General features: G+C 67.9%; 22 protein-coding genes. 19 read left to right on the top strand and 3 right to left on the bottom strand.

Going from position 1 to position 20354, the window contains the following annotated elements; translation table 11 throughout:
* The first annotated feature begins 13 nt into the window (after positions 1-13).
* The 17 genes from SRAH_RS10035 to hypE all read left to right on the top strand — a co-directional run bounded on the left by SRAH_RS10035 (position 14) and on the right by hypE (position 14191).
* Positions 14-1135 (top strand): hydrogenase small subunit, encoded by a 1122-nt coding sequence (locus tag SRAH_RS10035; RefSeq protein ID WP_029463217.1) that lies wholly within the window; start codon positions 14-16, stop codon positions 1133-1135.
* 43 nt (positions 1136-1178) lie between these two features.
* Positions 1179-3038, top strand: coding sequence for a nickel-dependent hydrogenase large subunit (locus SRAH_RS10030; RefSeq protein WP_029463216.1), 1860 nt, complete (start codon positions 1179-1181; stop codon positions 3036-3038).
* 44 nt (positions 3039-3082) lie between these two features.
* Complete coding sequence (locus SRAH_RS10025) at positions 3083-3685, top strand: HupE/UreJ family protein (protein WP_029463215.1); 603 nt, start codon at positions 3083-3085, stop codon at positions 3683-3685.
* Positions 3686-3715: 30 nt separating this feature from the next.
* On the top strand, positions 3716-4462 hold the full coding sequence (gene cybH / locus SRAH_RS10020; RefSeq protein ID WP_029463214.1) for a Ni/Fe-hydrogenase, b-type cytochrome subunit: 747 nt from the start codon (positions 3716-3718) through the stop codon (positions 4460-4462).
* A 12-nt stretch (positions 4463-4474) separates the two neighbouring features.
* Positions 4475-5152, top strand: coding sequence for a HyaD/HybD family hydrogenase maturation endopeptidase (locus SRAH_RS10015; RefSeq protein WP_045477131.1), 678 nt, complete (start codon positions 4475-4477; stop codon positions 5150-5152).
* Between the two features lie 4 nt (positions 5153-5156).
* Positions 5157-5468, top strand: coding sequence for a HypC/HybG/HupF family hydrogenase formation chaperone (locus SRAH_RS10010; RefSeq protein WP_029463212.1), 312 nt, complete (start codon positions 5157-5159; stop codon positions 5466-5468).
* 16 nt (positions 5469-5484) lie between these two features.
* On the top strand, positions 5485-5943 hold the full coding sequence (locus tag SRAH_RS10005) for a thioredoxin domain-containing protein (RefSeq protein ID WP_029463211.1): 459 nt from the start codon (positions 5485-5487) through the stop codon (positions 5941-5943).
* Positions 5944-5965: 22 nt separating this feature from the next.
* Entirely contained in the window at positions 5966-6829 is an 864-nt protein-coding gene (locus SRAH_RS10000) for a hydrogenase expression/formation protein (RefSeq protein WP_029463210.1), read from the top strand.
* The gene (locus tag SRAH_RS09995; protein ID WP_045477128.1) at positions 6826-7080 is read left to right on the top strand and encodes a rubredoxin; all 255 of its coding nucleotides are present in this window, start codon (positions 6826-6828) and stop codon (positions 7078-7080) included. Before SRAH_RS10000 ends, SRAH_RS09995 begins: the two co-directional genes overlap by 4 nt.
* Positions 7077-7637 (top strand): [NiFe]-hydrogenase assembly chaperone HybE, encoded by a 561-nt coding sequence (gene hybE / locus SRAH_RS09990; RefSeq protein WP_076607020.1) that lies wholly within the window; start codon positions 7077-7079, stop codon positions 7635-7637. The genes SRAH_RS09995 and hybE overlap by 4 nt, the downstream gene beginning before the upstream one ends.
* Positions 7638-7642: 5 nt before the next feature.
* Positions 7643-8920: a hypothetical protein gene (locus tag SRAH_RS09985; RefSeq protein ID WP_149028973.1), complete on the top strand. Its 1278-nt coding sequence runs from the start codon at positions 7643-7645 to the stop codon at positions 8918-8920.
* Positions 8913-9260: a hydrogenase maturation nickel metallochaperone HypA gene (gene hypA, locus SRAH_RS09980; protein ID WP_029463206.1), complete on the top strand. Its 348-nt coding sequence runs from the start codon at positions 8913-8915 to the stop codon at positions 9258-9260. Before SRAH_RS09985 ends, hypA begins: the two co-directional genes overlap by 8 nt.
* Before the next feature lie 97 nt (positions 9261-9357).
* On the top strand, positions 9358-10431 hold the full coding sequence (gene hypB / locus SRAH_RS09975) for a hydrogenase nickel incorporation protein HypB (RefSeq protein WP_029463205.1): 1074 nt from the start codon (positions 9358-9360) through the stop codon (positions 10429-10431).
* Positions 10432-10441: 10 nt separating this feature from the next.
* On the top strand, positions 10442-11644 hold the full coding sequence (locus SRAH_RS09970) for a Kae1-like domain-containing protein (RefSeq protein ID WP_029463204.1): 1203 nt from the start codon (positions 10442-10444) through the stop codon (positions 11642-11644).
* On the top strand, positions 11635-11928 hold the full coding sequence (locus SRAH_RS09965) for a HypC/HybG/HupF family hydrogenase formation chaperone (protein ID WP_029463203.1): 294 nt from the start codon (positions 11635-11637) through the stop codon (positions 11926-11928). The genes SRAH_RS09970 and SRAH_RS09965 overlap by 10 nt, the downstream gene beginning before the upstream one ends.
* Positions 11925-13097, top strand: a complete 1173-nt coding sequence (hypD, locus tag SRAH_RS09960) for a hydrogenase formation protein HypD (RefSeq protein WP_029463202.1) — start codon at positions 11925-11927, stop codon at positions 13095-13097. The genes SRAH_RS09965 and hypD overlap by 4 nt, the downstream gene beginning before the upstream one ends.
* Positions 13094-14191 (top strand): hydrogenase expression/formation protein HypE, encoded by a 1098-nt coding sequence (hypE, locus tag SRAH_RS09955; RefSeq protein ID WP_045477125.1) that lies wholly within the window; start codon positions 13094-13096, stop codon positions 14189-14191. The genes hypD and hypE overlap by 4 nt, the downstream gene beginning before the upstream one ends.
* Positions 14192-14205: 14 nt before the next feature.
* Here hypE and SRAH_RS09950 read toward each other — a convergent pair whose 3' ends face one another.
* The 3 genes from SRAH_RS09950 to rpe all read right to left on the bottom strand — a co-directional run bounded on the left by SRAH_RS09950 (position 14206) and on the right by rpe (position 18652).
* On the bottom strand, positions 14206-15408 hold the full coding sequence (locus SRAH_RS09950) for an MFS transporter (protein WP_045477146.1): 1203 nt from the start codon (positions 15406-15408) through the stop codon (positions 14206-14208).
* A gap of 48 nt (positions 15409-15456) precedes the next feature.
* A complete protein-coding gene (locus SRAH_RS12135; RefSeq protein WP_052369164.1) occupies positions 15457-17820 on the bottom strand; it encodes a methyl-accepting chemotaxis protein in 2364 nt (787 codons plus the stop codon).
* A 145-nt stretch (positions 17821-17965) separates the two neighbouring features.
* Positions 17966-18652, bottom strand: coding sequence for a ribulose-phosphate 3-epimerase (rpe, locus tag SRAH_RS09940; RefSeq protein ID WP_029463198.1), 687 nt, complete (start codon positions 18650-18652; stop codon positions 17966-17968).
* 204 nt (positions 18653-18856) lie between these two features.
* On the opposite strand from rpe, the gene apaG reads away from it, so the two are divergent.
* Positions 18857-19246, top strand: coding sequence for a Co2+/Mg2+ efflux facilitator ApaG/CorD (apaG, locus tag SRAH_RS12680; protein ID WP_029463197.1), 390 nt, complete (start codon positions 18857-18859; stop codon positions 19244-19246).
* Positions 19247-19255: 9 nt separating this feature from the next.
* On the top strand, positions 19256-20275 hold the full coding sequence (thiL, locus tag SRAH_RS09930) for a thiamine-phosphate kinase (RefSeq protein WP_029463196.1): 1020 nt from the start codon (positions 19256-19258) through the stop codon (positions 20273-20275).
* Positions 20276-20354 lie beyond the last annotated feature (79 nt).

The following is a 20354-nucleotide window of genomic DNA, read 5'->3' as shown; positions in this document are numbered from 1 at the left end:
GAGATACGCCCAGATGGAGACGTTTTACGAGATCATGCGCAAGCGCGGCATTTCGCGGCGCAGCTTCCTCAAATACTGCTCGCTCACCGCAACCTCGCTCGGTTTGGCCCCATCCTTCGTGCCACAGATCGCTCACGCCATGGAAACCAAGCCGCGCACCCCGGTGCTGTGGCTGCACGGCTTGGAGTGCACCTGTTGCTCCGAGAGCTTCATCCGTTCGGCCAACCCGCTGGCGACCGATGTGGTGCTGTCGATGATCTCGATGGACTACCACAACACCCTGATGGCCGCCGCCGGGCACCAGGCCATCAAGTCGCTCAACGACACCATCGAGAAATACAAGGGCAACTACATTCTGGCGGTGGAGGGCAACCCGCCGCTGAACGAAGACGGGATGTTCTGCATCCAAGCCGGCAAGCCTTTCATGGACAAGCTGCAACGCGCCGCCGAACACTGCAAGGCGGTGATCGCCTGGGGTTCCTGCGCCAGTTGGGGCTGCGTGCAAGCGGCCAAGCCCAACCCCACGCAGGCGGTGCCAATACACAAGGTCATCACCAACAAGCCCATCATCAAGGTGCCGGGCTGCCCGCCGATTGCCGAGGTCATGACCGGCGTCGTCACCTATATGCTGACATTCGACCGCCTGCCCGAGCTGGACCGGCAGGGGCGGCCGAAAATGTTCTACAGCCAGCGCATCCACGACAAATGCTACCGGCGTCCGCACTTCGACGCCGGGCAGTTCGTCGAGGCCTTCGACGACGAATTCGCGCGCATGGGCTACTGCCTGTACAAAATGGGTTGCAAAGGCCCCACCACCTACAACGCCTGCGCGACCATGGAGTGGAACGAGGGCACCAGCTTCCCGATCAAGGCCGGCCACGGCTGCATCGGCTGCTCCGAAGACGGCTTCTGGGACAAGGGCTCTTTCTACGACCGCCAAACCGACCTGCTGCAGTTTGGCGTCGAGGCCAATGCCGATTTGGTCGGCGGCACGGCGGCGGCGGTGGTCGGGGCGGCAGTGGCCGCGCACGCCGCCATCACGGTGGCCAAGCGCGGCGTCGAAGCGGCGCGCGAGAAAAAAGGCCCCGAACCCGCCAGCCAGAGCCCTGCTGCGACCGAGCAGGAAAAAACCTAAGCCGCCGCCACCGCTGGCATAGACGCATGAGAAGGACATAAAAATGGGCGCATACGAAACCCAGGGCTTCAAGCTCGACAACACGGGCCGCCGCGTGGTGGTCGATCCCGTTACCCGCATCGAAGGCCATATGCGCTGCGAGGTCAACCTCGACAGCGACAACGTGATCCGCAACGCCGTCTCGACCGGTTCGCTTTGGCGCGGGCTGGAGGTGATCGTCAAGGGCCGCGACCCACGCGATGTGTGGGCCTTTGTGGAGCGCATCTGCGGCGTTTGCACCGGCTGCCACGCCCTCGCCAGCGTGCTGGCGGTAGAAGACGCGCTCGGCATCAAGGTGCCGCCCAACGCCTACCTGATCCGCGAGATGATGGCCAAAACCCTGCAGGTGCACGACCACGCGGTGCATTTCTACCACCTGCACGCGCTGGATTGGGTCGATGTGATTTCGGCACTCAACGCCGACCCCAGAAAAACCAGCGAATTGCAAAAGCTGGTTTCACCCGCGCACCCCAAATCGGCGCCGGGTTACTTTCGCGATGTGCAAAACCGGCTCAAGCGCTTTGTCGAAAGCGGCCAGCTGGGCTTGTTTGCCAACGGCTACTGGGGCTCCAAGGCCTATGCGTTGCCGCCCGAAGCCAACCTGATGGCGGTCACGCACTACCTGGAGGCGCTCGATCTGCAAAAAGAGTGGGTCAAGGTGCACACGGTGTTTGGCGGCAAGAACCCGCACCCGAACTACATGGTCGGCGGGGTGCCTTGCGCCATCAACCTCGATGGTGACGGTGCGGTCGGTGCCCCCATCACCATGGAGCGGCTCAACTTCGTCGAAGAGCGCATCAAGGAGATGATAGATTTCAACAACAACGTCTATATCCCCGACGTCTTGGCCATAGGCACCATTTACAAGCAGGCCGGCTGGCTCTACGGTGGCGGGCTGGCCGCGCTCAATGTGGCCGACTACGGCACCTATGAAAAAGTGCAGTACGACCCGCGCACGCAGCAGTTGCCCGGCGGTGTCATCCTCAACGGCAACTGGAACGAAATCCACCCAATCGACGCGCGCGACCCGGAGCAGGTGCAAGAGTTCGTTACCCACAGCTGGTACAAATACGGCGACGAAACCAAGGGCCTGCACCCCTGGGACGGCGTCACCGAGCCAAACTACAAGCCCGAAGGGCCCAACTTCAAAGGCACCCGCACCAACCTGGAGCAGGTCGATGAGTCGGCCAAATACTCTTGGATCAAGGCCCCGCGCTGGCGCGGGCACGCGCTGGAGGTCGGGCCGCTGTCGCGCTACATTTTGGGCTACGTCCATGCCAGCCAGGGCAACAAGCATTGCCAGCGCGTCAAAGAGCAGGTCGATCACGCCGCCCAAGCCATCAACCGCGGCATTCCGGCGGCCCTCGGCCTGCCCCAGACCGAATACACGCTCAAGCAGTTGCTGCCCACCACCATCGGCCGCACGCTGGCGCGCGCGCTCGAAAGCCAGTATTGCGCCGAGATGATGATGGACGACTACCGCCAACTGGTGCAAAACATCAAAAACGGCGACAGCAGCACCGCCAACGTCGAGAAATGGGACCCGAGCACCTGGCCCAAGGAGGCCAAGGGCGTGGGTCTGGTGGCGGCCCCGCGCGGGATGCTCGGGCACTGGATCAAGATCAAGGACGGGCGGGTCGAGAACTACCAGTGCGTGGTGCCCACCACCTGGAACGGCTCGCCGCGCGACGCCAAGGGCCAGATTGGTGCCTTCGAAGCTTCCTTGCTCAACACGCCGATGGTCAACCCGGAGCAGCCGCTGGAAATTTTGCGCACTCTGCACAGTTTTGACCCCTGCTTGGCGTGCTCGACCCACGTCATGAGCCCCGACGGGCAAGAGATGGCGCGCGTCACCGTGCGCTGAATTGGCTCCACCAATCACCCCCCCCACCTTCACAGGAGATCACCATGCAATCCTCGTTCATCCGCTGCGCCGCCGCTGTCGGCCTGCTGCTGTTTACTGGCGCTGCCTTGGCCCACCCGGGCCACGGCACGCACACCCTGGCAGCCGGTTTGCTGCACCCCTTCGGGCTCGATCACCTGCTGGCACTGCTGGCGGTGGGGCTGTGGTCGGTGCTGGCCTTGCCGGCCCGCAAAGCTTGGCAGGGGCCGGCGCTGTTTGTGCTGGCGCTGCTGGCGGCCGGGGTGCTGGGTTGGATGGGCTTCATGTTGCCTTGGCAGGGGCAGGCGCTGGCCTTGTCGGTGCTGCTGTTTGGGGCCTTGTTGCTGCTGAGCACGCTGCGCCAGGTGCCGCTGGGCTGGGGCTTGGGGCTGGTGGCGCTGGCGGGTGTGGTGCATGGCTTGGCACACGGTTTTCAAGTGCCGGGCAGCGGGGCGGGCGTGTATGCGCTGGGTTTGGTGCTGAGCACGGCGCTGCTGCACGGCTTGGGGGTGCTGCTGGGTTTGGGCATTCGGCGCTGGCTGGCGGCGCGCCAAGGGCTGGTTTTCGCTGGCTTGGGTGCTGCGCTGGGTCTGGCCGGCTTGGCGCTGTTTGGCCAGTTGGCAGCCTGACGGCCGGCCTGCAAATACGGGAGCAGTGCCATGGCCGCCCATTCCGCAGAAATGCAAGACAAAAGGCGTTTGGCCTCGGTCACTGGCGTCGATGAAGACGCCATTGATAGCGGGCGCTCGCTCAAGTCGGTTTATGTCTATGAGGCACCGGTGCGCCTGTGGCACTGGGTCAACGCCCTGGCGATCACGGTGCTGTGCCTAACCGGCTACTTCATAGGCCGCCCACTGCCTACCATGCCGGGCGAGGCGAGCGAGCAGTTTCTCATGGGCTACATCCGCTTCGTCCATTTTGCCGCCGGCTATATCTTGGCCATAGGCCTGCTTGGGCGGGCCTATTGGGCGCTGGTGGGCAACCACTACTCGCGCGAGATTTTCTGGCTGCCGATCTGGTCCAGGGCCTACTGGAAAGAGGTGCTGCTGATGCTCAAGTGGTACGCCTTCCTGGCCCCGCGGCCGAGCCGCTACGTGGCGCACAACCCCATGGCGCGCTTTGCCATGTTCTTTGGCTACCTGCTGGTGACGCTGTTCATGATCCTGAGCGGCTTTGCGCTGTACTCGCTGGGCACCGGCATGGGCTCGTGGCAGGATGTGCTGTTTGGCTGGATGTTCCTGATCTTCGACAACCCGCTGACGCTGCAAACCTGGCACCGCATGGGCCTGTGGGCGATCGTGATTTTTGTCGTGCTGCACATCTACGCCGCCATACGCGAAGACATCCTGGGGCGCCAAGGCACGATTTCGACCATGTTCTCGGGCTACCGCACCTTCCGCGACTGATGCCACGCCGCCATGTTTGCTGATCCGACCGCACTCACCCAGACCGCCGCCCCCGTGGCGCCAGACGCCCCGGCGCGCATCGTGGTGCTGGGTATCGGCAACCTGCTCTGGGCCGACGAGGGCTTTGGGGTGCGCTGCATCGAAGCCTTGCAGCGCGGTTTTGAGTTTGCCGAGCACGTGCGGCTGGTCGATGGGGGCACCCAGGGCCTGTACCTGCTGCACCACGTGCAAGAGGCCGACGCGCTGCTGATTTTCGACGCCATCGACTACGGCCTGGAGCCCGGCACCCTCAAGGCGGTGCGCGACGCCGAGGTGCCGCTGTTCATGGGCGCCAAAAAAATGAGCTTGCACCAGACCGGTTTCCAGGAGGTGCTGGCGCTGGCGCAATTCACCGGGCGCTATCCAGCCCAGGTGCTGCTGCTGGGCTGCCAGCCACAAGAGCTCGACGACTATGGCGGCAGCCTGCGCCCAGTCGTCAAGGCGGCGCTGGAGCAGGCGCTGCACTTGGGCCTGCAAGAACTCGAGCGCTGGGGAGCGCGGCCGCAGCCGCGCCGGGCTGCGCTGCAGGTGCGCGAGGCCGTCACGCTCGACGAACTTGCCATGAGCGCCTACGAGGCGCAGCGCCCATCCCCAGAAATGGCTTGCCGCTTCGGCGACGAGCGGTTTTTCCCGGCGCCTGCCGCAGGCTGAAGCGATGTGCATCGGCATACCCATGCAGGTCGAGCAAGTCGAGCCGCGCCACGCCACGGTGCTCGGGCGCGGTGAGCGCCGCCGCGTCGGCACCGCGCTGGTGGGCACGGTGGCCCCCGGCGACTGGCTGCTGGTCTTTCTCGACGACGCGCGCGAGCGCATCGACGCACAGCGGGCGGCTGAAGTGAACGCGGTGCTCGACATGGTGAGCGCCGCCATGAACGGCCAAACGCCGCAGGCGCAGCCCGATTTCGAACTGCCTTCGCGCCTGAGTGCGCAACAATTGCGCGCCCTCACCGGCGCAGCAAAGCCCTGAATCCAACCCTATCCCCATGAACCCATCCACCACTGCCGCTCTGGCTCCACCCCTAGTGCAACGCCTAGCGCGCGACTTCGGCGCCGCTTGGGTGACCCCCGAGACCTTCGACCACTGGCTGGCCCAAGGCGGCGACCGGGTGCTGTTGCTGGCCGGCGAGCCGGTGCGCTTCCCCGAAGGCCAAGATGTGGCAGCGGTGCTGCCCGAGCTCATGAAGGCCTTCCCGGGCCGCTTCCAGATCGCGGTGGTAGCGCGCGAGCAAGAAGACGCCTTGGCGCGCCGCTACGGTTCGCAACGCTGGCCGGCGCTGCTGTTTTTCCGCGACGCGCAGTACGTGACCGCCCTCGTCGGGATGCAGGATTGGGAGGTCTATCTGCGCGCCATCGACGCCGCGCTGCGCCTGCCGCCCTCGCGCCCGCCTACCATCGGCATCCCGGTGCTGGGCCCGGGCCAATCTGGCAGCGCCTGCCACTGAACCATTGAGAGCCCCAGCCGCCATGAAACCCTTCCCGATTCCAGTCCTTGCCCTAGGCCCCGGTGCGCACAGCGAAGACGATGCCCTCGATTACCTGCCCATGCCCAAAGACATGGGCGGCTACCAGACCCCGATCCTGCCCGAGCCAGACGAAATCCAGCCCAACGCCGCGGTGCGCGAGCTGATGGCGCAGGTGTTGCAGCAGCTGCAGCGCTGCGCCCAGGGTCAGCCCGGAGCCCAGGTGCCCATGACCGGGCTGGCGCCCGAGGACCTGGGCCTGATCGACCAGTTGCTGGGCGAAGGCGAGGCCAGCGCCCTGATCGCCGCCGACGCCTCGGGCACCGAGGTGCGCATCCAGGAGTCGATTTTCACCGGCGTCTGGCGCGTGCTGCTGCGGCGCGAACAGCGGGTGTTGCAGGAATGGATTGAAGTGGCGGCTGTGCCCCAAGGGCTGCTGCAAGCGGCGCTAGACGACGCCCAGAGCCCGTGCCCGCCCTGGGTGGGCAGCCCGCCGCCCAATGTGCAAAACGCCCCCTTGCTGGTGCAGGAGGTGCGCGAGCGGGTGCAGCGCTGGCAGCCGGGCGACCCGGTGCACGTGATCAACCTCACGCTGCTGCCCGTGACGCCGGCCGACATTGGCTTTCTCGATCACCAGATCGGCACCGGGCGCGTGCTGCTGCTCTCGCGCGGCTACGGCAACTGCCGCATCACCAACACCCGCTTGCCCCACTGCTGGCGCGTGGTTTATTACAACTCCAACGACCGCGTGATCCTCAACACCGTTGAAATCGTGGGCATTCCCGAGGTGGCGCTGGCCGCCCCCGAAGACATGGCCAGTTCGCACGAGCGCTTGCTCGATGTGTTGCAGTACCTGGAGCTGGCATGAGCAGCCCGCACGACGGCGCGCAGTTTCAGGGCTTCGAGGGCGCCTACTTGGGTGACCGCTCCGTGCTGCGGCCCGCTTCGCGCCTGGAGTGCAAGATTTGCTGGTGGGTCTATGACCCGGCGCAGGGCGACGCGGTGTGGCAGATCGCGCCCGGCACCCCCTTTGCCGATCTGCCGCCGCACTGGCGTTGCCCCAATTGCGACTGCCACCCCGACCAGTTCCTGCTCTTGCCCGACACCGACCTGGCATGAACGCCCCCACCCATGGTGCAAACCCGGCAGCAGGCGCCTTGGCGCAGCGCACGGCGGCGCTGGAGCGCTGCTACCGCCGGGTGCAGCACGAGCGCATGGGCGGCTTGGGTTTGCTCAACCCGGCGCTGTCGGTGCAGGCGCTGGGCTTCGAGCCCGCTGCGCAGAACCCGACGCTGGCCGAAGGGGTCTTGCTCACCCCCTGGTTCATGAGCTTGCTGCGCCTGCCGCTGCGGGCGCAAGCGCCAGCCGGGGGGCGGATCGGGCAGCGCAGCAGCCACGCCTTTGGCAACGAGTGCTTCGATTTTCTGGGCGCTTTTGACGCCGAGATCGGCTATTACGAAAGCTGCGCCCTGTTTTCGCCCATGCACGGCTTCGACAGCCAGCCCCTGGCGCTGCAGACGGCGCAGGAGGTGTTGCGCCAGTTGCGCCAAACGCCTGCAGCCCTTGCCGATGCAGCCGCCGACCCTGGCGCCGAGCGCAGCAGCGCAGAGGCACGGGCGCTGGCTTCGCGCCGCGCTTTTTTCCGCTACCCGCTGGGCGGCACAGGGGCAGCATGAGCAGCATGAGCAAGGCGAGCGCCGGGCTGGACTGGGCTGGAGCGCTCAGCGTGCGCCTGGGTGCGCCGCCGGGGCAGGTTTTGCGCAGCAACCGGCCCATGCTGCTGCAGAACGGCAACGGAGCCGGGCTGCTGCAGCGCTTGGTACACGGGTTGCCGGCGCAGCGGCTGCCCGATAGGCTGGCCAGCCTGTTTGGCCTGTGTGCGCAGGCGCACCGGCTGTGCGCCCGCCTGGCCTTGCACGCGGCGGGCTTGGGTGAGGCCCCGCCGGCGGCCGAACTGGAGCGCGCCTTGCGACACGAATGCGCGGCCGAGCACGTGCGCCGCATCGCGCTCGACTGGCCGCGCCAGTTGGCTGGCCTGCTGCCCGATGCCGCTGCCGCTGCCCTGCCCAGCGCCGCCAGCACCGGCCTGGCCGACTGCCCTTGGCTGCGCGCCAGCACGGGCGCAGCCGGCGCCGAGCGGGCGGCAGCGCAGCGCTGGCTGGAGCGCACCTGGCTGGGCCTAAGCGCCGAGCAATGGCTGCTGCGCTGGGACGCCGACGCGCGCGGCTGGCTGCACGAATGGGCGGCGCAGCAGCCGCTCTGGCCGTCGCAACTGCTGCGCCAGGTGCTGCCCCTGGCGCTGGAACTGCCCGCCGTGCCACACCTGCCGCTGCCCAGTGCAGCGGGCGCTTGGGAACACTGGCGCCATACCCTAGAGACCTCCACCGCGGCCACACTGGCGGCCGCAGCAGCCCCAGGCCCGCGCTGGCAAGCCGGTGCGGCGCAGACCGGACTGGCCACCCGCGCCACAGGTTTTGGACCCGGCTGCCAGGCCCCGTGGCACAGCGCCGATTTTCTGGGTGCGCGCATCGCCGAACTGGCGCGCCTGAGCCTGCTGCCACTCGGCAGCGAGGCGGCCGGGCACGGGCCGGGCCCAGCCGACGCAGGCGAAACCGCACCCGAAACCGGTGCAGCGCCGCTGCTGGCCTGGGGTTGGCGCAGCAACGGGCCGGGGCAGGGCCTGGCCTGGGTCGAAACCGCGCGCGGCCTGCTGCTGCACCAACTCAGCCTCACCGGCAGTGCCAACACGGCCCAGGTCAAGCGCTTGCAGGTGCTGGCCCCGACCGACTGGAACTTTGCCCCAGACGGCGTTGCGGCGCAGGCGCTGGAGCGCCTCAACCCCGCCGACCCACGCAGCCGTGCGCAGGCCCAGTTGCTGCTGGCTGCGCTCGACCCCTGCGTGCCGTGGCAGATCGAAACCAAGCCCACCCCGATTTCCCTGGAGCACTGCCATGCATGAAGCCAGCCTCGCCGCCGGCGTGTTGCAACTGGTCGATGACACGGCGCAGCGTGAGGCTTTTAGCCGTGTGTTGCAATTGCGGCTCGAAGTCGGTCAGTTGGCCGGGGTCGAGGTGCAGGCGCTGCGCTTTGCGCTCGACTGCATCGCCCCCGGCACCCGGCTCGACGGGGCGCAGATCGAGATCATCGAAAGCCCCGGCCAAGGCTGGTGCCTAGGCTGCCACCAAAGCGTGACGATTGCCCAGCGCGGCCAGCCCTGCCCATTGTGTGCCAGCCATCAAATACAAGCCACGGGCGGCATGGAATTGCGCCTGCTCGACCTGCAAGTGAGCGATGATTGACGCCTTGAGACCACGCGCCACGCGGGCTTTCAGGCAAGACCCAGATTTGAACCCCGTGCGGGCACCCCAGCCGCCCAGAACCCAGGAGACTTGAACCATGTGCGTCGTATGCGGATGCAGCCAAACCAACCGAATGGCCGGCCCCGATCCGGCCCGTCCTGCCGCCGCCTCGTCTGACGGTGCCCAGCCTGTGCCGCAGACGGAGGACGGCCCGCAGATCGACCCGCACAGCGGCGATTTGCACTACGGCGCGGGGGCGGCCAAGGTGTCGGTGCCGGGCATGAGCCAGGCGCGCGCCATCAAGCTCGAACAAGACATTCTGGGGGCCAACCAGCGCATCGCAGAGCAGAACCGGGCCCATTTCGCGGCGCACGGGGTGTTGGCGCTCAACCTGGTCTCCAGCCCCGGATCGGGCAAGACCACTTTGCTATGCGCCACCATCGAAGCGCTGCGCCAGCGCCACCCGGCGCTGCCGGTAGCGGTGATCGAGGGCGACCAGCAGACCAGTTTCGATGCCGAGCGCATCCGCGCCTCCGGCGCCCCGGCGATCCAGGTCAACACCGGCAAGGGCTGCCACCTCGACGCCCCGATGGTGGCGGCGGCGTTTGCGCAACTGCACAGCCATGCGCCGTCGCATCCGCATCCACATGGGCACGACCACGACCACGCGCATGGCCACGTTCACAGCCATGGCGATCACAGCCATGACCACAGCCACGGCAGCAGCCTGCTGTTCATCGAAAACGTCGGCAACCTGGTCTGCCCCGCGATGTGGGATTTGGGCGAGCGCGCCAAGGTAGCCATCCTGTCCGTGACCGAAGGCGAGGACAAGCCGCTCAAGTACCCCGATATGTTTGCCGCCGCGCAACTGATGATCCTCAACAAGATCGACCTGCTGCCGCACGTGGCGTTCAACGTCGAGCGCTGCATCGAGCTGGCGCGGCGCGTCAACCCGGGCATCGAAATTGTGCAACTGTCGGCCAGCACCGGGCAGGGCATGGAAGACTGGCTGCACTGGATAGAGCACGCGCTGGGGCACGAGCACGATCATGGCGAGCATGGGCACGCACACGCTGCGGCCAGCCCCTCGGTAGCCGAACAGGCGCTGCGCGAGCGGGTGGCCGCGCTCGAAGCCGAGCTGGCGCGGCTGCGCGCCGGGGCGGCGGTCTGAACCAACTCCCATGAACCCACAGCTCGCCGCGCCCTGCCACCGCACCGCCCCCACCGTGCTGGCGCTGGGGGCGTGGCTGAAAAACCGCGCCTGCCTGGTACAGGGCGGCCGGGTGCAGTGGTCGGCCGCGCACGGCGACCTGAGCGACCCGGCGGCCTGCTCGGCGCTGCGCCAGTCGGCGCTGGAGCTGATCGAGCGCGCGCGCTTGGCCGGTGCGCCGGTGGCGGCGCTGGCGCACGACCTGCACCCCGACTTTTACAGCACGCAACTGGCGCTGGAACTGGCTAACGAGCTGGGCCTGCCCGCCGTGGCGGTGCAGCACCACCGCGCCCACATAGCTGCCGTGCTGGCGGCGCAGGCACTCGACGAGCCGGTGCTGGGTTTGGCGCTGGACGGCTTTGGCCTGGGGGACGACGCCAGCGCCTGGGGCGGCGAGCTGCTGTGGCTGCACGGCCCACACTGGCAGCGCTTGGGGCATCTGTTCCCGCTGGCCTTGCCCGGCGGCGACCGCGCCGCGCGCCAGCCTTGGCGCATGGCCGCCAGCGCCTTGCACGCCTGCGGCTTGGGGGAGCAGATCGGGCCGCGCTGGGGTGCGGCGGTGGGCGCGCCCCAAGCCGCGCTGCTGCAACAGATGCTGGCGCGCCAGTTCAACTGCCCGCCCAGCAGCAGCACCGGGCGCTGGTTCGACGCCGCCGCCGCCGCGCTCGGGCTGTGCCTGCAGCAAGACGACGAAGCCCAAGCCGCCATGGCGCTGGAACAGGCGGCGCAGCGGGCCTTGGATCGCGCCACCGAGCTGCCCGAGCTGCCCACGCCGCTGTCCGACGCTCAGGGGCGGCTGGACTTGCGCCCGCTCTGGCTGGCGCTGCACCAGTCCGCCCCGGCCCCGGCCGCTGCCACCGACGCCCGCACCGACGCCCTCGCCGCCGCCTTTCACCTGAGCTTGGCCGATGGGCTGGCCGACTGGGTGCTGCAAGCCCGGCGCCAGCGCCCGGTGCGCGGCGTGGCGCTGGCGGGCGGCTGCTTTTACAACGCCATCTTGCGCCAGCGGCTCAGCGCCCGGCTGCAGCAGGCGGGTTTGCCGGTCTGGCTACAAACCGAACACGGCTGCGGCGACGCCGGTCTGGCGCTGGGCCAGGCCTGGGTGGTGGCGCAAGAACTGACTGCCGCATCGGCGGCCCTTGCCACAACGAAGGAGAACGAACCATGTGTCTAGCCATACCGGCCCTGCTGCTGCAACGCCTGGAGCACGAGCAGGGCGTCATCGAGCTCGGCGGCATCCGCAAAACCATCTCGCTGGCGCTGGTGCCCGAGGCGGTGGAGGGCGACTACGTGATCGTCCACGTCGGCCACGCCATCGGCCTGCTCGACGCGGAAGAGGCGCAGCGCACGCTCGAGATTTTTGCTGAAATCGAGCGCTTTCAGGAGCTGGAGCCGCCGCCGCTGGCCGCCAAGCCGCCCCTGCGGGCCGCACCTCAGCTCGACGACTGCACCCCATGAAGCACATCGACGAATTCCGCGACGGCGCGCTGGCGCGCCAGATCGCCGAGCGCATCACCGCCGAGGTTGACCCCGGGCACGCCTACCGCTTCATGGAGTTTTGCGGCGGCCACACACACGCCATATCGCGCTACGGCGTGGTCGATCTGTTGCCGCCCAACCTGCGCCTGATCCACGGTCCCGGCTGCCCGGTCTGCGTGCTGCCCATTGGCCGGCTCGACATGGCCATCGATCTGGCCCTGAGCCAGCGCGTCATCCTGTGCACCTTCGGCGACACCTTGCGCGTGCCCGCCTCGGAGGGCGACTCCCTGACCCGGGCCAAGGCGCGCGGGGCCGACATCCGCATGGTCTATTCGCCCGCTGATGCGCTCGAGCTGGCGCGCCAGAACCCCGAGCGCGAGGTGGTGTTTTTTGCCATCGGCTTTGAGACCACCACCCCGCCCACCGCCTTGGTGATCGACGCCGCCGCACGCCAAGGCGTGGCCAACTTCAGCGTGATGTGCAACCACGTGCTCACGCCGCCGGCCATACGCGCCATTCTGGACGGTGCCAGCGCGGCCGAGCGGTCCACGGCCGAAATCGAAGGCTTCGTGGGCCCGGCCCATGTCAGCATCGTGATTGGCTCCGAGCCCTACGCCCGCTTTGCCCGTGAGTACCGCAAGCCGGTGGTGATCGCCGGCTTTGAACCGCTGGACGTGTTGCAAGCCATTTTGATGCTGGTGCGCCAGGTCAACGAAGGCCGGGCCGAGGTCGAAAACGAATTCACCCGCGCCGTCAACCCCACCGGCAACCTGCGCGCCCAGGCCCTGATGGAGCAGGTGTTTGAGCTGCGCGATTCCTTCGAATGGCGCGGCCTGGGCAGCCTGGCCCATTCGGCTTTGCAGATACGCCCCGCTTACCGCCTGTTTGACGCCGAACACCGCTTTGGCCTGCACTACCGCAGCGTGGCCGACAACAAAGCCTGCGAGTGCGGCGCCATTTTGCGCGGTGTCAAAGAGCCGCGCGAATGCAAAATCTTTGGCACCGTGTGCACCCCCGAAAACCCGATCGGCTCTTGCATGGTGTCGAGCGAGGGCGCTTGCGCCGCGCATTACACCTACGGGCGCTTTCGCGACATCCCCATTGTGGCCAGCGCGGCGGCGCCGCAACCCGAGGGGGCGCCGGCATGAGCGACTCCTCTGCAGCCGGGCAAACGGGCGAGCCGACCCGCAAAGCCTATTTGCGCCCACTCGATATCAAGCGCGGCCGCATCGACATGGGGCATGGGGCCGGCGGCAAGGCGGCCGCGCAGTTGATCGATGAGCTGTTTCTGGCCGAACTCGACAACCCCTTTCTGCGCCAAGGCGACGACGGCGCCAGCCTGCCGCTGCCGGGCCCGGGCTCCATCGCGGGCCGCTTGGTCATGGCCTGCGACGGCCACGTGGTCTCGCCCATCTTCTTTCCGGGTGGCGATCTGGGCAGCCTGGCGGTGCACGGCACCGTCAACGACGTGGCCATGCTGGGCGCGCAGCCGCTCTACCTGAGCGCCTGCTTCATCATCGAAGAGGGCTACCCGCTGGCCGATCTACAGCGCATCGTGCGCTCGATGGGCGCCGCGGCGCGCGCCGCTGGGGTGCCGGTGGTTTGCGGCGACACCAAGGTGGTCGAGCGCGGCAAGGGCGACGGGGTGTTCATTGCCACCACGGGCGTGGGGCTGCAGGCGGCGGGGGTCGATGTCAGCGGCCGCAACGCCCGCCCCGGCGATGCGGTGTTGCTGTCAGGCTCGATTGGCGAGCACGGCGTGGCGGTGCTGTCTCAGCGCGAGTCACTGGCCTTTGCCACCACCATCGAGAGCGACAGCGCCGCCTTGCACACCCTGGTGGCGGCCATGCTGGCAGCGGCCCCGGGGGCGGTGCGCGTGCTGCGCGACCCCACCCGTGGCGGCTTGGCCACCACGCTCAACGAAATTGCGCGCCAGTCGGGCGTGGGTATGCTGCTGCAAGAGGCGGCGATCCCGGTGCAGCCGCAAGTCGATGCCGCCTGCGAGCTGCTCGGGCTGGACCCGCTCTATGTGGCCAACGAGGGCAAGCTGGTGGCGATCTGCGCCCCCGAGGCCGCCGCCACGGTGCTGGCGGCGATGCGTGCGCACCCGCTGGGCGGCCAGGCCTGCCAGATTGGCACCGTGGCCGCCGACGCGCAGCACTTCGTGCAAATGCAAACCCGCTTTGGCGGGCGCCGCGTGGTGGACTGGCTCAGTGGTGAGCAGTTGCCGCGCATTTGTTGAAACCCGCGCCCCGGTCAGGGCGCGCCCGATCGCTTGGGCTTGGGCGGCGCAGCCGGCAACGCCGGCATGCGCCAGGCCACCAGCAGCCACAGCAGGGCCAGGGCGGCGCACGCCAGAAACAGGCCACTCGGCCCCCACAGCGCCAGCACCGCCCCACCGAGCGCCCCGCCAGTAAAAAATCCGAGCGATTGCAGCGTGTTGTAGACCCCCAGCGCGGCGCCGCGCTGTTCGGCGCTGGCCATTTTTGAGACCAGGCTGGGCTGGCTGGCTTCGAGCGTGTTAAAGCCAATGAAGAACACCAGCAAACACAAAAACAGCCACATCCAGTTCGGCGCGGCCGCGGCGCTGGCCCACCACAGGCCAAGTTGCGCCAGCACGATCAGGCCGATGGCGAACAAAAACACGGCGCGCAAAAACCCGCGCCGCTCCAGCCGAAACAGCAGCGCGCCCATGACCACAAAGGCCGCCAACACCGCCACCAAATACACCCAGCCATGCAGATGCGCCGCCAGGCCCGCTTGCAACAGCAGAGCCGGCAGCGCCACCCAGCAGGCCAGTTGCACCGCATGCAGCACGAACACGCCCACGTTCAGCCGCGCCAAGCGCGCATCGAGCAAGACCGAGCGCAAGCTGGCGCGCTGGGGCGGGCGCAGGCGCAGCGGCTCCGGCGGCACCACCCAAGCCACCACCGCCATGCCCAGCAGCGCCAGCGCGGCCGTGAGCCCAAACAGGCCATGCAGCCCGATTACCGTCACCAGCAGCGGCGCCGTGGCCAGCGAGAGGGCAAAGGTCAGGGCAATGCTGATGCCCACCATGGCCATGGCTTTGGTGCGCACCTCGTCGCGCGTGACATCGGCCAAAAAGGCGGTGATGGCGGCCGAAATTGCTCCCGCACCTTGCAGGGCGCGACCCACGGTGAGCCATTCCAGCGTCGGGGCCCAGGCGGCCACCAAACTGCCGACAGCGAACAGCAGCAGCCCGCCCTGGATGACGCGCTTGCGGCCCCAGCGGTCGGAAGCCATGCCGAGCGGGATTTGCAGCAGCGCCTGCGTCAGGCCATAAATGCCCAGCGCCAGCCCGACCCGCAGCGGATCGTCACCGCCGGGGTAGCGCGCCGCCTCCAGCGCAAACACCGGCAGCACCAAAAACAGGCCCAGCATGCGCAGCGCAAAAATGGCGGCCAAGGACGCGCTGGCGCGGCGTTCGCCAGCCGTCATCAGGTGCGGCGATGCAGTTTCGTTGATGGACAAAGAATGGAGCGACGGTTAGCTGGTTTTGAGCGCGCTGCGGTAGGCCCCGCAGCCGATCAGCAAGTCGGCGCTGAGCGGCAACACGAAAGAAGACTTGCCGCGCACCTCGCCGGTCAAGGGGTTGACGATATTGTATTCAAGCCAGCCGCCGCCGGCATCGGCCTGCTCCCACACATCGTGCATGAATTGCACGGCGTCGATGCCGGGTGCGTCTTGCACGCGGCTGCCGGTCTTGGCGCGGTTGGCTCCCATGACCCGGTACACCCCTTGCCGATCGAGCACAAAAATGTAGAGGTCGCGGTCAATGAAGGGCCCGTTTTGCTTGTAAAAATCTTCGCTGGCGCGCTCATAGCCGACCTTGCGCACATGCGCCAGCGCCTGCTCGGTGAGTTGGCGCGCCAAGTCGGCCGTGCCCTGCTTGAGGCGCAGGTGGTGCACGGCCGCGTCGAGGTCGGCCGTGTGGGCCAGCAGCTCATGGGTGTGGCGCGCGCTGCGCTCGACCATGGCGGCGTTGTCGTAGGTCACGCCGTCGAGCTGCGTCATGGCTTGCGAGACCTCCTTGAGGGCGGCGCTTTGCTGGTTGCTGGCCACCGCCATGGCGTCGATGCGCTGCGTGATGTCGCGGATGCCTTGCACCAGTTGCTCCATCACGGCATTGACGGCGCTGATCTCATCGACCGAGTTTTTTACCCGGCTGGTGGATTCGGCGATCAACTGGCGCACCTCTCCGGCGGCCGATTGGCTGCGTTGGGCCAGCGAACGCACCTCGGAGGCCACCACCGCAAAACCGCGCCCGGCCTCGCCCGCGCGCGCCGCCTCCACCGCCGCATTGAGGGCCAGGATGTTGGTCTGAAAAGCGATGCTGTCGATCACGCCGATGATCTCGTTCATGCGCTTGGAGGTGCTTTGCAGCGTGCCCATGCCGCTCATGGTCTGCTGCATCAGGCCGCTGGCGTGTTCGGTCTGGCGGTGCAGCCCGGCGCTGACGCGGCTGACTTCGAGCACGCCCTCGCTGTTGCGCGTCACGGTATCGGCGGCTTCGCGGATGTTGGCGCTGGCTTGCTCCAGGCTGGCGGCCTGCGACTGCGTGCGCTCAGACAAAAGCTGGCTGTCTTGCACCAGTTGTCCGCCCATGTGGGTGAGCACGGCGGCCACGCTGCGCACATCGGCAACAATGGCCGACAGGGTGTTGAGCATGAGCCGAAATTGCTGCGCCATCTGCGCCACTTCGTCTTGGCCGGCAATCTGCACCTCGCCGGTCAAGTCGCCCTGGGTGGCGTTTTTGAACACGGTACCGAGTTGGCGCAGGCCATCGAGCGTGGCGTGGTAGAGCGCGACCATGCCATAGACCAGCGCCAGCAGCACCAGCAACGCCCCCAAGCCCATGCCGAGCAAGAGCCACTGCAGGCGGCTGTGCTGTTGGTCCAGCAGTTGTTGCGCCTGTGCGACCAGTTGTTGGTTGAGATCCAGTTGCAGGGCCAGCACCTGGCTGCCTTGCTGGAAATGCGCTGGCGCCTCGGTGGCCAGCACGCCCGCCCCGATGCCGTCGCGCACCGCCGCCGCGTATTGCTGGCTGCTGGCCTGCGCTTGCGGCCAAGCCGCCGGAGCGGCGGCGCCGATGCGGACCAAGGCCTCGATGCGCTCTTGCATCTGGCGCAGCTGTTCATCGACCACGGTCGTGTAGCTGCCCAGCCGCACCGCCTGGGTGATGAGCTCGGGGCTGATGCCGCCGCCTTGGGCTTGCAGCAGCAGCACGGCGCCCTCGTTGCGCAGGTGCGCGCTGGCTTGCAGCAAGGGCAATTGGCGCTGCACCAGCGCATCGACGAGGTAGAACAGGGTGCGGTCGGGGTCGAGCAGCAGGGTAGAGGTTTCGTCGTTGAGCAGCGCCAGACGCTGCAGCCGCAGCAGCAGATCGGTGTGGCGGGCGTACCAGTCGGCGGCGTTGTGGCTGGCCGGGGCGGTGTTGAGCAGCAGGCGCAGTTCGTCGCGCAGCGGTGCCCATTTGGCGCTCAGTTCGGCTTGCCCCGTGGTGGCAATGGCCCCATCCAGCGCGGCGACGGCGGGGCGCAATTGCGTGCGCGCGGCCTCCAGCGCTGGGGCGGCATCGGCGCGCCCGGCCAGCAAGCCGTGCACCTGGCCCTGGTGCTCCAGCAGCGGGGCCGCCACGGCCACGACCTGCTGCTGCACCTGCAAGCCGCTGAGCTGGCCCTGCACCCCGGCGCGATCGCTCCAGAGGTTGTGAACGATCCACACCGCCGCCAGCGAGAGCGGCAGCAGCACCACGGCGGCCAGCGCCAACAGCTTGAAGCCCATGGGCAGGCGCTGCATCAGCCAGACACCGGGGCGGATCAGGGGGTGAAAGCGCAATGGTGAAGTCATGTGGTAAGCGCCCAAGTGGGGTCAATAAAAGATACTATTTGATCATAGTCACATTGCGGCAAGCGTGGTTATCAATTGGACCGGGGTTTACCCTTAATGGTGCGGGCTTGGGCGCTGCCCCGGTGTGGGGTTGCATGCGCTCGGTTCAGGCCTTGGCGGCCAGTTCGGCGCGCATCTGCGCGATCACGGCGGCGTAGCTGGGCTGGCCAAAAATCGCGCTGCCGGCCACGAAGGTGTCGGCCCCGGCGGCGGCGACGCGGCGGATGTTGCCGACCTTGATCCCGCCATCGACTTCAAGCCGGATGTCGCGCCCGCAGGACTCGATGCGCTTGCGCGCCTGCTCGACCTTGCGCAGCGCCGAGTCGATGAAGCCCTGGCCGCCAAAGCCGGGGTTGACGCTCATGATCAGGATCAGGTCCAGCTCGTCGATCACCCAGTCCAGCACATCGAGCGGGGTGGCGGGGTTGAACACCAGCCCGGCCTGGCAGCCGCGCGCCTTGATGGCCTGGATGCTGCGGTGCACGTGCGCGCTGGCCTCGGGGTGAAAGCTCACCAGATTGGCCCCGGCGTCGATAAAGGCCCCGGCCAGCGCATCGACCGGCTGCACCATCAGGTGCACGTCGATCGGCACCGGCGTGCCGTCGGGCTTTTTGGCGTGCGGCTTGAGCGCCTGGCAGACCATCGGCCCAAAGGTGAGGTTGGGCACGTAGTGGTTGTCCATCACGTCAAAATGGATCCAGTCGGCCCCGGCGGCGATGACCTCGCTCACCTCCTGCCCAAGGCGGGCAAAGTCGGCCGACAAGATGGAGGGGGCAATGCGGTAGGTGGGCATGGGATGGGCTCTGTGAGGGGGTTGAACCAAGGGTCGGGCAGCTTACACAGTGCGATTGTGTACCGATGGCGGCGCCCAAGACGCACCGCAACGCTTTAGATTTCCTTAGGCCGGGCTTCAGATTGGCGCATGCGCGCCCGCCCTTTGCAGGGTTGCCGCAGCCAAGGCGTGCAGCGCGGCGCCGCGTGCTTCACAATGCGGCCCATGTCACGTTACCAATTCACTTGCGAAGCCGAGCCCCAGTACGTGCCGGAGCAGTCCGACCCGCAGGCGCCGCTGTACCTGTTTGCCTACACCATCACCATCCGCAACAGCGGCGAGGTGGCGGCGCAATTGGTGGCGCGGCACTGGGAGATCGAAGACGCGCGCGGCCAGACGCAGCAGGTCGATGGGCTGGGCGTGGTCGGGCACCAGCCCCTGCTGCAGCCGGGGCAGTCGTTTCGCTACAGCAGCAGCGTGCCGCTGCGCACCCCGATGGGGCTGATGAGCGGGCATTTTTTCTGTGTCGCCGTCGATGGGCAGCGCTTCGAGGCCCCGGTGGCGGCTTTCGTGCTGCGCGCCGACGGGGAAGCAGGCCGCTCGGCGCTGCACTGAGCGCGGTGTATGGCCTTGGGCGAATTCGATCTGATCCGGCGATATTTCCAGCACCCCTTGGCGCAAGCCGGGGCGCGTGCCGGAGTGCGCTTAGGCAATGGCGACGACTGCGCGCTGCTGCAAGCCGGGCCGGGGCAGGTGCTGGCGGTTTCGACCGACATGCTGGTGCAGGGGCGGCATTTCTTCCCCGATGTGGCCCCGCGCGCGCTCGGCCACAAGGCGCTGGCGGTGAACCTGAGCGACTTGGCGGCCATGGGCGCGCGGCCACTGGCCTTTACGCTGGCGCTGGCGCTGCCGCAGATCGATGAAGCCTGGGTGCAGGAATTCGCCACCGGCCTGCTGGCGCTGGCCGACGCGCACGGCTGCGCGCTGGTGGGGGGCGACACCTGCGCCGGGCCGCTCAATCTGTGCCTGACGGTGTTTGGCGAACTGCCGCCCGAGCAGGCGCTGCGCCGCGACGCTGCCCGCGCTGGCGATGATCTGTACGTGAGCGGCCACTTGGGCCAGGCGCGGCTGGCGCTGGAGGCCCTGCGCGGGCACTGGCCGCTGCCTGCGGCCGCGCTGGCGCGCTGCCGGCAGCGGCTGGAGTGGCCCGAGCCACGGGTGGCGCTCGGGCTGGCCTTGCGCGGGCAGGCGCACGCGGCGATCGACTTGAGCGACGGCCTGCTGGCCGACCTTGGGCATGTGTTGCGCGCCTCGGGGGTGGCGGCGCAGTTGGAGGTGCCGGCGCTGCTGGCCAGCGCCGCTGTGGGGCCAGAGCTGTGCGCGCTGGCGCAGTCGCAGCCCGGTCGGGCGCTGACCTGCTTGCTGGCCGGTGGCGACGACTACGAGCTTTTGTTCACGGCCCCGCTGGCGGCGCGCTCTGCCATCGAGCGCGCCGGGCAGGAGGCGGGGGTGGCCTTGAGCCGCATCGGGCGCATCGTGGCCTTGGCCGATGCGGGGCCGCCGTGCCGCCTGGTGGATGCCCGGGGGCAGCCCTACACCCTGCCGCCGGGGGTGGAGTTGGCGGGCTTTGATCACTTTGCTTGAGACCGGCCGCATAGCGTGCGCTCCAGCTTGGGTGCCCAGCGCGGGTGTTGCACCAGGCTTGCGTGGCCGCTGACGGTGC

The sequence above is a fragment of the Serpentinimonas barnesii genome, assembly GCF_000696225.1.
GTDB lineage: Bacteria > Pseudomonadota > Gammaproteobacteria > Burkholderiales > Burkholderiaceae_C > Serpentinimonas > Serpentinimonas barnesii.
The sequence above is the reverse complement of the archived record's forward strand: the minus strand, read 5'-3'. Positions and strand labels throughout refer to the sequence as shown.